12 protein-coding genes are annotated in these 12,425 nt (G+C 36.5%); all 12 read left to right on the forward strand.

Translation table 11 applies throughout. The features are described from left to right. Positions 1–5: 5 nt before the first annotated feature. The 12 genes from RR643_RS05245 (at position 6) to RR643_RS05300 (ending at position 12,382) form a co-directional block, all read left to right on the forward strand. Entirely contained in the window at positions 6–917 is a 912-nt protein-coding gene (locus RR643_RS05245; protein WP_332482568.1) for a hypothetical protein, read from the forward strand. Positions 918–1,092: 175 nt separating this feature from the next. Then, positions 1,093–4,899, forward strand: a complete 3,807-nt coding sequence (locus RR643_RS05250) for a DUF5906 domain-containing protein (RefSeq protein ID WP_332482569.1) — start codon at positions 1,093–1,095, stop codon at positions 4,897–4,899. A gap of 140 nt (positions 4,900–5,039) precedes the next feature. Further along, a complete protein-coding gene (locus tag RR643_RS05255) occupies positions 5,040–5,504 on the forward strand; it encodes a hypothetical protein (RefSeq protein WP_332482570.1) in 465 nt (154 codons plus the stop codon). 1 nt (position 5,505) lies between these two features. Further along, the gene (locus RR643_RS05260) at positions 5,506–6,654 is read left to right on the forward strand and encodes a hypothetical protein (protein ID WP_332482571.1); all 1,149 of its coding nucleotides are present in this window, start codon (positions 5,506–5,508) and stop codon (positions 6,652–6,654) included. Next, positions 6,647–6,967, forward strand: a complete 321-nt coding sequence (locus tag RR643_RS05265) for a hypothetical protein (RefSeq protein WP_332482572.1) — start codon at positions 6,647–6,649, stop codon at positions 6,965–6,967. The genes RR643_RS05260 and RR643_RS05265 overlap by 8 nt, the downstream gene beginning before the upstream one ends. Continuing rightward, the gene (locus RR643_RS05270; protein ID WP_332482573.1) at positions 6,912–7,469 is read left to right on the forward strand and encodes a hypothetical protein; all 558 of its coding nucleotides are present in this window, start codon (positions 6,912–6,914) and stop codon (positions 7,467–7,469) included. The genes RR643_RS05265 and RR643_RS05270 overlap by 56 nt, the downstream gene beginning before the upstream one ends. Positions 7,470–7,482: 13 nt before the next feature. Beyond that, positions 7,483–10,032: a helix-turn-helix domain-containing protein gene (locus RR643_RS05275; protein WP_332482574.1), complete on the forward strand. Its 2,550-nt coding sequence runs from the start codon at positions 7,483–7,485 to the stop codon at positions 10,030–10,032. Between the two features lies 1 nt (position 10,033). Continuing rightward, on the forward strand, positions 10,034–10,249 hold the full coding sequence (locus RR643_RS05280) for a hypothetical protein (protein ID WP_332482575.1): 216 nt from the start codon (positions 10,034–10,036) through the stop codon (positions 10,247–10,249). 309 nt (positions 10,250–10,558) lie between these two features. Continuing rightward, positions 10,559–10,954, forward strand: a complete 396-nt coding sequence (locus RR643_RS05285; protein WP_332482576.1) for a hypothetical protein — start codon at positions 10,559–10,561, stop codon at positions 10,952–10,954. Then, positions 10,947–11,246, forward strand: a complete 300-nt coding sequence (locus RR643_RS05290) for a phage holin, LLH family (RefSeq protein ID WP_332482577.1) — start codon at positions 10,947–10,949, stop codon at positions 11,244–11,246. Before RR643_RS05285 ends, RR643_RS05290 begins: the two co-directional genes overlap by 8 nt. 13 nt (positions 11,247–11,259) lie before the next feature. Continuing rightward, the gene (locus RR643_RS05295; protein WP_332482578.1) at positions 11,260–11,613 is read left to right on the forward strand and encodes a hypothetical protein; all 354 of its coding nucleotides are present in this window, start codon (positions 11,260–11,262) and stop codon (positions 11,611–11,613) included. 394 nt (positions 11,614–12,007) lie between these two features. Next, positions 12,008–12,382: a phage head-tail connector protein gene (locus RR643_RS05300; RefSeq protein ID WP_332482579.1), complete on the forward strand. Its 375-nt coding sequence runs from the start codon at positions 12,008–12,010 to the stop codon at positions 12,380–12,382. Positions 12,383–12,425: the final 43 nt, after the last annotated feature.

The raw sequence follows: 12,425 nt of genomic DNA on the forward strand, positions 1-12,425 counted from the left end.
GAGAGATGAATAAAAAAACTATTATAACTGGCATAGCTATTGCATCAAGTGCAACGGCTATCGCTTTTTTCTCGTATAAACTTTGGAAAACGTACAAAGAGATGCATGAAGACCTAACAACTGGTAAAGAGATTGCAATAGATATTGAAACTCTACGTGTTGAGAAAATGACTGAGTCTATGGAGGAACTTGGTAAAGTAGTAGAGGTGCAGACACAATCACTTAAAGAATTAGCTAAAGAGTACGCTGAAGTTATGGACGAAGATGGCTGTGAATGGCCTACGGAAGAAGAGTTAGCTTACTATGACGATGAATGGCCACCTATTGAAGAAGAGTTCGACATAGAATTAGATGAAGAGGTGTTTGATGAAGAAATTGACGAGGATGTGGAACAATTGAGGTATGAGCCTAATAGCCAAGAAGCTTTACAGCAGTATATTAATATGAGATTGGCAGAGTTTGACAGTACTAGCGAGTTCAGATCAACAATGGTTCGCTTATTTGAAGTACCATTTGTGCCGACTAACGAAGATGATCATAATTTAATTGGTAATATTCAGGATAGAAAAGAAGAGTTCTTCGGAGATAGTGATCATATTTACAACACAACCATCGGAGACTTGTTAGAATTCTGGGCATTTCAGACAGACTTTGATATAAATGGTGGAATTGAAATCCACTTGCAAGGATATTTATCTCAGCTTGGTCTATGGACTGGCATGGGTGTAGGAGCTATGGACACGGTTGTAAATGATTTAGTGAACCATAGAATTAAGATAAATGGTAAAAATGGGATGTTTGCAATTGGGGAACAAGAGTATTTAGAGGCAGCAAATAACCCAAATGTTAATATTAAATCGTTCCGAGCACAGTATAATGTGTTCCTTTCGTACGCAGATGACATGGATTATGAGTAATCTCCCCATTTCTCCCGGTTTTGAGAAAAAAAAGGGGGAGGCTGTAACCCTTGGTATCACTGGGTTTCTAAGCAATCTCCCCAAAAACACCCCTAAAATGGATTGTTGATACAAAAAGAGTTAACTATGTATATACAATGTAATCCCAGAAAAAAGGGGGAGAAAGGGGAACTTGATGGATTTCACAATAAGTAGTGTAAAAGAATACAAAAGTCCGAATCGTGAATACGACCTAAAAGTTTATCCTGATTATTCATATCGAGGTGTAAAAGATCTAGTAACTAAGGGTAAAGTATTTTATGCATTCTGGAATGGAACAACCTGGTCAACGTCTTTAGATGAATTAATATATGCAATCGATGGACAAACAATGGCTAAGAAAGAAGAAATGGAAAAGAAAGATCCACATTTACGTATTGGTGCTAAGATGTTAAATATTAATAGTACACGTATGATGCAGGACTTCTTAGGATATTTGAAACAGTTTGGATCTAGCAACCCAACATTCAATACTAAAGTCTTATTTGCAGATGATGTGGCTAAGCGAGAAGATTACTCAACTAATAAATTGTCATACAATCCAGAGCCAGGTCCAACACCGGCATTCGATGAATTGATGAGTGTATTGTATGCACCTGAAGAATTAGATAAGATCTTATGGTTCATGGGAGTTCTATTATGTAATAAGGCTTCTAAGATTCAGAAGTTCATGTTCTTATATGGTGGTAAAGGGTCTGGTAAAGGTACAGTGATTCATATCTTTAAGCAAATGTTTGCAGGTTACCATGAGTCAATCGATTTAGCAATCTTAACAGGAGCAAATGATTTTGCGACAGCTCAAGTTAAAGAGGTACCTTTGTTGATTGATGAGGATACTGATATTAGTAAGATACAAAAAGATACAAACCTATTGAAACTTACAGCGCATGAACCTTTATATATTAACATGAAATATAAAGAACCATATGATGCTACATTTATGGGATTACTAATCACCGCTTCGAACCAAAGATTCAAAGTTCGTAATGTTGATTCAGGGATCACACGAAGAGCAGTAGTTGTAGAGCCAACAGAAGATAAGGTCTCACGTTCAAAATATAACAAGCTGATGGATCAGATAGCATTCGAGTTACCTCAAATTGCAGATAAGGCTATGCAAAGATTTACTGACATGGGAACTTCATATTATGATGACTTCATTGCAGTAGATATGATGGAAGCCACTGATATTGTTTATTCATTCGTAAGACAACATGTCGAAACGTTAGGTGAGTCAGTAGACTTAAAACAAGCAGCAGATCTTTATAAGATTTATTTAGAAGATATGGACTTTGATATTGCAGGACATAAGCGTCGTATCAAAGAAGAGCTTAAACGATATTACAGAAACTTCAGTGCTGATATAACTGTGGATGGAGTTCGTCATAAGAATCATTATAGTGATTTGAAACGCGAGTTAATATTCCCAGAGAATGAGCATATACAATTAGTTGAACCTGAAGTAATATCTAACTTAAGAGAACAACATTCTTTATTGGATGACATGTATGCAGATCAGTTAGCACAAGAAGCAAATGAATATGGAGTTCCTTCATTATCATGGGACAAATGTAAGACAACATTAAAAGATATTGATACCAGTAAAGTTCACTATGTGCAACCGCCAGAAGGTCACATCATAATTGACTTTGATATCAAGAACGAGAAGGGCGAGAAAGATCTTCAAGCAAACTTAAGAGCAAGTGAAAACTTCCCTCCTACGTATATGGAATTATCCAAAAGTGGCGGAGGATTACATCTTCATTATTTCTATAGTGGTGACGTGCATAAGCTGGCTAACAATTATGATGATGACATTGAGATAAAAGTATTTAAAGGTAAGTCTTCATTGAGACGTATGTTGACAAAGTGTAATGATCTACCTATTCGTACTTTATCTTCTGGGTTACCCCAAAAGAAAGAGGTTAATGATTTGAATGAACAAGTAGAGATCATATCGTGGAATGAGAAGAAGATGAGAACCGTTATCAAGAAGTGTTTCCAAAAAGTATATCATGATGCAACTAAACCATCTATTGATTTTATTGTTGACACATTTGAACAAGCTGACAAAGACGGTGTCAAGTATGATCTAACAGATATGCGTCAAGATATTATTGCATTTGCAGCAACCTCAACTAACCAAGCACCATATTGTTTGAAGGTAGCAAGCAGAATTAAGTATACTAACATTGACGAAGTTGTAGATCAACCAGTAATTCAAGGTTCTAATGCTAGATCCACTGTAGTACCTGATGAAGATATTACATTCTTCGATGTGGAAGTATTCCCTAATTTATTTATGATTGTATGGAAACCATATGGTGGTAAGAAAACCACTTGGTATAATCCATCACCAGCTCAAGTAGGAGAGTTGATGAAACGTAATATTGTTGGATTCAATAATCGTGGGTATGATAATCATATTCTTTGTGGAGCATGGAATGGTGAGAACAACATGGAGATTTATCTTCGTTCTAAACAGATCATATCTAAGGACACACCAAGATGGGCAGGACAAATTAGAACTGCTAATGATATTTCATATGCCGATATCTATGAGTATAGTTCTAAGAAACAAAGCTTGAAGAAATGGGAAGTTGAATTAGGAATCACTCATGATGAATTAGAGTATGACTTTGATAAACCCCTACCAGAATCTGAATGGCCTCGTGCAGCTGAATATTGTGGTAACGATGTAGATGCAACCGAGACTGTATTTAAAGCTACGTATCCAGATTATGTTGCACGTAAGATCTTAGCAGAGTTATCAGGTTTGAGTATTAACTCAACTACCAAGATGCATGCAGAGAAATTCTTATTTGGTGATGATCCTAGACCTCAAGATAAATTTGTATATACTGATCTATCTAAAACATTCCCAGGATACACATTCAATCCATATCGTACAGACGGACCTAAGTCAGATTACTTTGGTGAGGATCCTTCTGAAGGAGGTTACGTATATTCTGAACCAGGTGTTTATGAGAACGTAGTATTAATGGATGTAGCTTCAATGCACCCAACATCATTATGTGAAATGAATTACTTTGGACCATATACTCAACGTTACCGAGATCTATTACAAACTCGTATTTATATTAAACACGAGAACTTTGAAGAAGCAGCTAAAATGTTTGATGGAATATTAGCACCATATCTAACTGATAAAGAATCAGCGGAAGCATTGTCATATGCACTTAAGATAATTATCAATATTGTGTATGGTTTAACATCAGCTTCATTCGATAACAAATTTAAACACAAAGATAACGTTGATAATATTGTTGCTAAACGTGGAGCATTATTCATGATGACATTACGTCGTAATATTCAAGAGCAAGGATTTGATGTGGCTCATGTTAAGACGGATTCGATTAAGATACCAGGAGCGACTGAGGAACTGATTGAATATATTCATAACTTCGGCTCTCAGTATGGTTACACGTTCGAGCATGAAGCAACGTACTCTAAGATGGCATTAGTTAATAAAGCTGTGTATATTGCTCAGTATGGTTGGGCAGAGAAAGAGAAGAAGATCGGTAAGTGGGATGCAACAGGAGCTCAGTTTGCAATGCCAGTTGTATTGAAACGTTTGTTTACACACCAACCAATTGTCGAAGAAGATTATGCAATAACTAAACAAGCTAAGTCACCTATTTATATTGACGATGAACACATCGGTAAATTTGCTAATGTATATGCAAGTAAGACTGGTGGAGTTATGACTCGAGGCGAAGGTGAGAAGCGTGATGCGGTTACTGGAACTAAAGGATTCAAATGGAAACTCTATAGTCAGTATTCAGGTAAGGAAGATATCGACATGTCATATTACGATGGTTTAGTTAACCAGGCTGTTGAAGATATCGACGCAGTCGGTAGTGCTTTCAAGATGCTTGCAGAGCCACCAGCAGAGGTAGAGAAACAATTATTACCATTTTAGAAATTCGCACAAAAAACATACCCTATTATAGAGAGAACTGTGAAATTTAGAATAATCATGTAATAGTACATGGCAACAATTATTCACATTTATAGTACTTTCTATTTTTGTGGGTTTTAAAATCAGAGGAGGAAATTATTATGGCTAAAAGAATTATTGGAAATATTAACATCGAGAACGCACGACTAGGTTACAAGAACTTTATTGGTGCAGAAGGTCCTTACAATGAAGCAGGGGATAGAAACTTTGCAGTATTTTTAGAGGAAGAACAAGCAAGAGAACTAGAAGCAATTGGATGGAATGTTAAACGGCCGAAAGAAAAAGTATTGGATGAAGGTGAGATCGATGAAAGACAACCTTATCTACCAATTAAGATAACCTTTGATAATTTCCCACCTAAAGTAGTTTTGATTGCTGGAGAACATATCACTCAAATTGGAGAAGCTGAAATGCAAGCGTTACAATACGCAGACATTATTAGTGCTGACTTAGTTATTCGTCCATACCAATATGACTTCTTAGGCAAGCAAGGTATTAAAGCATATTGCAAAGCGTTATATGTAACAATTGAAACAGACGCTTTCGCAGATAAGTACAGACTATAACATGGAATTATTTCCACACCAAATAGAGGCGCTCGGCAAATTAAAGTCGGGCTCCATTCTTAATGGTGGCGTAGGTACAGGAAAGACATTTACTGCGCTAGCATATTATATGAAGGATCATGGTGAGAAAGACCTCTATGTTATTACAACCGCTAAGAAACGTAATAACGGTGATTGGGTAAAAGAAGCCGAAGCTATAGGTATTAAAGAATTGGTAGTAGACTCATGGAACAACATTACAAACTATTTAAGCATATCAAATGCTTTCTTTATTTTTGATGAACAAAGAGTAGTTGGTTATAACACATGGGGTAAAACATTTATAAAGATTAGTAAAGTAAATAACTGGATATTATTATCCGCAACACCAGGAGATACATGGGAAGATTATATTCCAGTATTCATAGCTAATGGGTTCTATAGAAATAAGACAGACTTTATAGAACAGCATGTTGAATATGATAGATTCTCTAAATTTCCAAAGATCAAAGCATATCATAACCAGGGGAAATTGTTTAACTTCCGAAGAATGTTATTAGTTCAGATGGATATGGAACGACACACCACTCGTATGAGAAAGTATGTGAATACAGATTACGATAAAGTTATGATGAAAAATGTTATGGTAAACCGTTGGAATCCGTTTACGGATGAACCAATTCTCAATGCTTCAGAGTTTACACAAGTTACACGAAGGTTAGTTGCAGAACATAAAGATCGACAATGGTATGCCAAGTTTATTATGAGTGTCCACGATAAGATCATTGTTTTCTATAACTACACATACGAGCTAGAGATCCTAATTAATATTTGTGAATCTTTAGAGAAACCGTATTCTATGTATAACGGACGTAAACACCAGGAGATACCAGAAACAGATGAATGGATATATTTAGTACAGTATACAGCAGGAGCTGAGGGATGGAATTGTATAGATACTGATACCATGTTATTTTATTCTTTAAACTATTCTTATAAGATTATGGAACAAGCAGAAGGTCGAATAGACCGAATGAATACTCCGTATACTAATTTAGAATATTTTAATTTAACATCACTATCACCAATAGACAAGAACGTTCGCAAAGCGATCGAGAAAAAGAAACGATTTAACGCTTCGGCATTTGGAAGGAGAGGTATGGGTGGTTAAGGAAAATAAGTTTCAGATGGATTTAAAGAAAGAACTTAAATTAAGATTTCCAGGATGTATTGTACAGAAATTAGATCCTAATGATATGCAAGGTATTCCTGATCTACTAGTTTTATATGGACCTTACTGGGCAACACTAGAAGTTAAACGAAGTGCAAACGCTCCCCATAGACCGAACCAAGATTATTATGTTAATCTTATGGACCAGATGTCGTTCTCTCGTTTCATTCACCCAGACAACAAGGAGGAAGTATTAGATGAACTTTCACACGCATTTCGATCTAATGGGAAAACACGCATTTCTAAGCGCTAGTAATTACCATTGGTTAAACTATACACCAGCAAAGTTAGAACAAGTATATATCAATAAAAAGAGAATGGAAGAAGGAACTCGTTTACACGATCTAGCTTCTGAGTTAATTGAGCGTAGATTCAAATTAGCAGCTCTTAAGAAGGCATTCAATATGTTTGTCAATGATGCAATTGGATTTAGCATGGAATCTGAACAAGTATTATATTATAGTGATAACTGTTTTGGAACAGCAGATGCAATCAAATTTAAAGATAACTTCTTACAGATACATGATCTTAAGACAGGCCTATCTAAACCATCATTCAAACAACTTGATATCTATGCAGCATTATTTTGTTTAGAGTATGGAGAAGATCCACATAAAATTCAAATTGAACAACGTTTATATCAAGGTAAAGGCTATGAGATCAACTTGCCAGATCCAGATCTAATTGCAGACATCATGACTAAAATTGTTATGTATGATAAACTATTAGATGAAATCAAACAAAATGAACTGTAGAGGATGATTATTAATGTCAGAAGAGTTATTGCATTATGGAGTTAAACGTCGTTCAGGTAGGTATCCTTGGGGTAGTGGAGAAGATCCACAACGCTCCAAAGATTTACTATCTAAGATAGACGAGCTTCGTGGTAAGGGTATGAAAGAAACAGAGATAGCTTCAGAATTAGGTATGAATACATCTGAACTAAGATCTGCTATATCATGGGCAGGCAATGAACGTAAACGAGTATTACAAGAATCGGTTGTTTCTAGGTTTGAAAGAGGAGATACTAAAACTAAAATTGCTAATGACCTAGGTATGTCTGAGTCATCTGTTCGTAATTACCTTAAGACAAAAGATACAATTCAAACAAAGCAAGTTAACAATGTAGCTGATGCATTGAAAAAAGGAGTATCAGAAAATGAGTTTCTAGATATTGGTGTTGGTGTAGAAAGACAGATAGGTGTCTCTCGTGCTAAGCTTAAAGCTGCAGTAAACAAGCTTAAAGAAGAGGGCTACACTGAACATGACATTTATGTCAAACGTCTTACAGATCCTTCTAAGTACACTACAGTGCGCGTTCTGACAAAAGAGAAAGACCTTGAAGTAGTTAAAGCTAATTCAGATAAAATTAAATCATTGGAATCATACACTGAAGATGGTGGAACAACAATGAAAGATCCACCACCAATTAAGCATGTTAGTTGGGATAGAGTTGATATTCGTTACGCTGAAGATGGTGGTACAGATAAAGATGGGGTTATTGAACTCCGTCGAGGTGTTAAAGATCTAGACATGGGAGCAAGTAGTTATGCGCAAGTTCGTATAGCTGTTGGTAAAGATAAATATCTTAAAGGTATGGCAATGTATTCTGATGATATGCCAACTGGTAAAGATATATTATTTAACACAAACAAGCCTAAAGGAACACCTAAAGAAAAAGTTCTTAAAGATATGAAGTTAGATAATGATAATCCGTTCGGTGCTACTACACAAAGACGTAATGGAGCATTGAATATTGTCAATGAAGAAGGTGACTGGAGTAAATGGAAATCTTCTCTATCTTCACAGTTTCTATCAAAGCAACCTAAAGCATTGGTTAAAGAAAGATTAGATGAAACGTTCTCTAAAGTTAAGGATGAATTTGATGAGTTAAGCTCTCTTACAAATCCAGTTGTTAAGAAGTATCTAGTTGATGCATATGCAGATGGATTAGTTACTAAAGCTCAACACCTAAAAGCACAAGGTCTACCAAGAACTAAGGGGCATGTTATCTTACCATTCCCTACTATGAAGCCTGATGAAGTATATGCTCCTAACTACAAAGATGGTGAACGTGTAGTATTAGTTCGTTATCCTCATGGTGGAACATTCGAGTTACCTGAACTAACTGTTAATAATAAAGGTCCAGGTAAGAAGTCTATTCGTAATGCAGTAGATGCAATTGGTATACATCCATCAGTAGCTCAGAAGCTATCTGGTGCAGACTTCGATGGAGATACAGTTTATGTAATCCCTAACAATCAAAGAAAGATTAAAACATCTAGAGCATTAAAAGAATTGAAAGACTTCGATCCCAACATGTATCAAGTAGACAGAGTAACTATATCACCTAAGCGTAAACAAACTCAAATGGGAGTTGTATCTAATCTTATTACTGATATGACAATCAAAGGTGCAAGTCAAAGTGAATTAGCTAGAGCAGTTAGACATTCAATGGTTGTTATTGATTCAGAGAAGCATAAGTTAGATTACAAACGTTCTGCTCAAGACAATGCAATTGGTGCACTACAAAAGAAATATCAAACACATATTGGATTAGATGGCAAGGTTCATAAAGGTGCGTCAACATTAATCTCTAAGTCTAAACGTATGATGGATGTTGATGGTAGAACAGAAGAGGTAGTTAATAAGAAGACTGGTAAGACTTACATTAAGAATGTCAAGCCTAGTAAGACTCCACTTATTGCACAAGTAGGTGATGTTAATAGACTGTCCTCTGGTACTGCAGTAGAGAAAGAGTATGCTTCATATGCAAACAAAGTATTAGCATTAAGTAACAAAGCTAAGAAGTTATCTTCTGGAATACAGGCACCTAAAAGAAACCCCATGACTGCTAAGAAATATGAGGCCCAGGTTAAGTCCCTGGATGCCAAGCTAAACACGGCCCTACTAAATGCACCCCGTGAGAGAAGAGCCCAGCTCCTTGCCGCACAGGCTTACTATAAAGACCTTGACTATAACATGTCTTCAGATCAAAAGAAGAAACTTAAAGCACAGGCCCTAGTTAAGGCCCGAGCACAAGCCAAGGCTGATAGATCTATAGTAGACATCACCCCTGATGAATGGAATGCTATACAATCAGGTGCAGTAAGTACTAATAAGCTTATACAGATCATGAAGAACGCAGACCTTGATAAGGTTAAAGAGTTAGCAACACCACGTGCTAAGCCTAAGTTAGGTACTGCTAAGCTTGCTAGAGTACAAGGCCTACTAGACAAGGGCTATACGTATGCAGAGATAGCTAATGACATAGGTGTTAGTGTCTCTACTATTAGATCAGCAATGAAGGAGGAATAGTATGTTAACAACAGTAGACAATCCATACGATCCTAACACTGACTATGATAAGTGGATGATGTGGGACCAGTTCAATGAGCACTATACAGCTGAGTACCTTGCACGTGTAGCTAACATAGACGATGACATGGATGATGAAGAAGCTTCACAAAGGATAGACGAAGCAATGGCTGAGATCATAGCTAATGATACAAATAATTTATATGCAATTGCTTAAAATAATTAAAAGTTAAAAAGAAAAATGAGAAAATGATGAGAGAAGGAGTGGGGGGGAGGGGTCGAACAAGATTACCCAACCCTCTGCAACGCATCCCTCATATTTATTTCCCCAGGGAGCATATTTTTGCCACAGTTTTGACCTTTCCTGACCTTTCTTTCTCCGTATGCCCATACTACTTGGCCTGAAAGTAATCCAAGCATGTTGTTATTCCTCCAAAAGCCTACACAACTGTCTACCAACTCTCTCTGGTGCCGGTACAAGTAGGGTACAAGTGGTATGGTCATGCGGAGAAAGTTATAGGAAGAAGTGATAACCATAGGTAATGTAATTCCTGAAATCTTTAGACTCTTTTCTAGTCTGATTACAACCGAGAACATAGCTCTTTTCTCAGCTATCGGAGGTATTGGCTATAAAGGATTTAAAGTATTAATGAAAGCAATGGATTCTAAACAAGATGCTATGATATCTACGATCAACAAAAGACTTAGTGATCTAGAAATCAACAATGAAGTAGCTCACTCTAAAATCGAAAGAGAAGTGTTACGTTTACAGATACTTGATGGGATTGAATCTCATAGGTTGTCTGAAAGTGAAATGCTATATTTCTACGATCGTTATAAGAAACTCGGAGGGAACTCATTTGTTGAGCATAAAGCTTTAGACTACCTGGAATCTCTAAGAGAGGAGGGTTTGTATGATTAGTGATGTAATCGATTTAGTTACAATATTAATTGCACTCTCACCTGTTATAGTAAAAGTAGTACAACTTATTTCACAAAAGACACACAACGAACGACTTAAGAATTTATCATCTAGAGCAGAGATTGTAGTTAACGCATTAGAACAATCCGGTTTAACCAGTGCAGAGAAGAAGAAGAATGCATATGATAAGCTTTCGGTTTATGCTAAGGAAGTAGGGATACCAGTTACCGGTGATCAACTAGACGACTACATTGAATCTGCTGTACGAATTGTTAAATCCTTAACGTCGTAGAGGAGGATCCAATATGGCTGCAAAGAAAAAAAATGAGATGATCGATTATGGTGAGGTTGTACAGGTTCAACGTATTGCACGTAAGAGCCCACCTGCCAGAGATCCGGATTCTCGAGAGAAACAAATGATTGCTAAGACTATTGATTTAGTTGAGCGACAGTTGGATGAAGGTACTGCCTCTTCTGCTGTCCTAGTACATTATTTGAAACTTGCAACTGCAAGAGAAAAACTTGAAAGAGAGATTCTCAAGAACCAAGCGAAACAAATCGTGGCGAAGACCAATGCTCTAGATAGTGCGAAAGAAAACAAGGAGTTAATGACTGAAGCAATTGACGCCATGACTAAGTATCAGCCTACAAAAGACTAATGCTTAGCTATAGCGAGTTAATTAAAATTGATACGTTTGATAAGCGACTTGAGTATCTTAGACTTTGGGATGTACCGCATGTATCTCCAAGGCATTTGTCTTTGTCGTTTTACAAGCATAAGCAATGGCTTCATACGCGCGAGATAGTTATCAAAAGAGATTATGCGTCAGACTTAGGAATGCTTGATATAAGTATTTACGGTCCGATTTATGTTCACCATATCAATCCATTAACAGAGCAAGATATTGTAGAATGGTCAGATCGTTTGTTCGATCTTGACAACCTTATATGTTGCTCCTTCGATACTCATAATGCAATCCATTATAAGAAAGAGTTAGATCGATATGTTGAAAGAACACCTGGAGATACTATATTATGGTAAGGAGGTAAATCATGGCTAATGCTGTTGATGATTCAATATTAAAATCAGTTAGATCGGCATTAGGACTACCAATTGATGATGATTCATTTGATAGTGAGCTAGTACTGCATATTAATAGTGCATTAGGAGTTCTAAACCAAAACGGTGTAGGTAAGACAGTAATAGTAACTGATGATACCCAGAATTGGGAGGATTTCAAAGACGTAGAGCAAACTAAAGGTAATAAGTTATTTTTACTTGTACAAATGTATGTCTTTGTTAAAACAAAATTACTATTTGATCCACCACCACCATCAAATGTCCAATATGTATCTACAGCCTCAGAAGAAAATTTATGGAGGCTTAGAGAAGAATATGCCGCTGATAACAAGGAGGTAAAACCATGAGTCTAGAAGATATCATTGAACATGCCGGTGTCAAAGGTATGAA

Origin of the sequence: Anaerorhabdus sp. (assembly GCF_036637135.1) — a bacterium.
GTDB lineage: Bacteria > Bacillota_I > Bacilli_A > Erysipelotrichales > Erysipelotrichaceae > Anaerorhabdus.

Coding starts and splice junctions, on each gene's coding strand:
- RR643_RS05245 (WP_332482568.1), top strand. CDS start 6: ATGAATAAAAAAACTATTATAACTGGCATAGCTATTGCATCAAGTGCA.
- RR643_RS05250 (WP_332482569.1), top strand. CDS start 1,093: ATGGATTTCACAATAAGTAGTGTAAAAGAATACAAAAGTCCGAATCGT.
- RR643_RS05255 (WP_332482570.1), top strand. CDS start 5,040: ATGGCTAAAAGAATTATTGGAAATATTAACATCGAGAACGCACGACTA.
- RR643_RS05260 (WP_332482571.1), top strand. CDS start 5,506: ATGGAATTATTTCCACACCAAATAGAGGCGCTCGGCAAATTAAAGTCG.
- RR643_RS05270 (WP_332482573.1), top strand. CDS start 6,912: ATGAACTTTCACACGCATTTCGATCTAATGGGAAAACACGCATTTCTA.
- RR643_RS05275 (WP_332482574.1), top strand. CDS start 7,483: ATGTCAGAAGAGTTATTGCATTATGGAGTTAAACGTCGTTCAGGTAGG.
- RR643_RS05280 (WP_332482575.1), top strand. CDS start 10,034: ATGTTAACAACAGTAGACAATCCATACGATCCTAACACTGACTATGAT.
- RR643_RS05290 (WP_332482577.1), top strand. CDS start 10,947: ATGATTAGTGATGTAATCGATTTAGTTACAATATTAATTGCACTCTCA.
- RR643_RS05295 (WP_332482578.1), top strand. CDS start 11,260: ATGGCTGCAAAGAAAAAAAATGAGATGATCGATTATGGTGAGGTTGTA.
- RR643_RS05300 (WP_332482579.1), top strand. CDS start 12,008: ATGGCTAATGCTGTTGATGATTCAATATTAAAATCAGTTAGATCGGCA.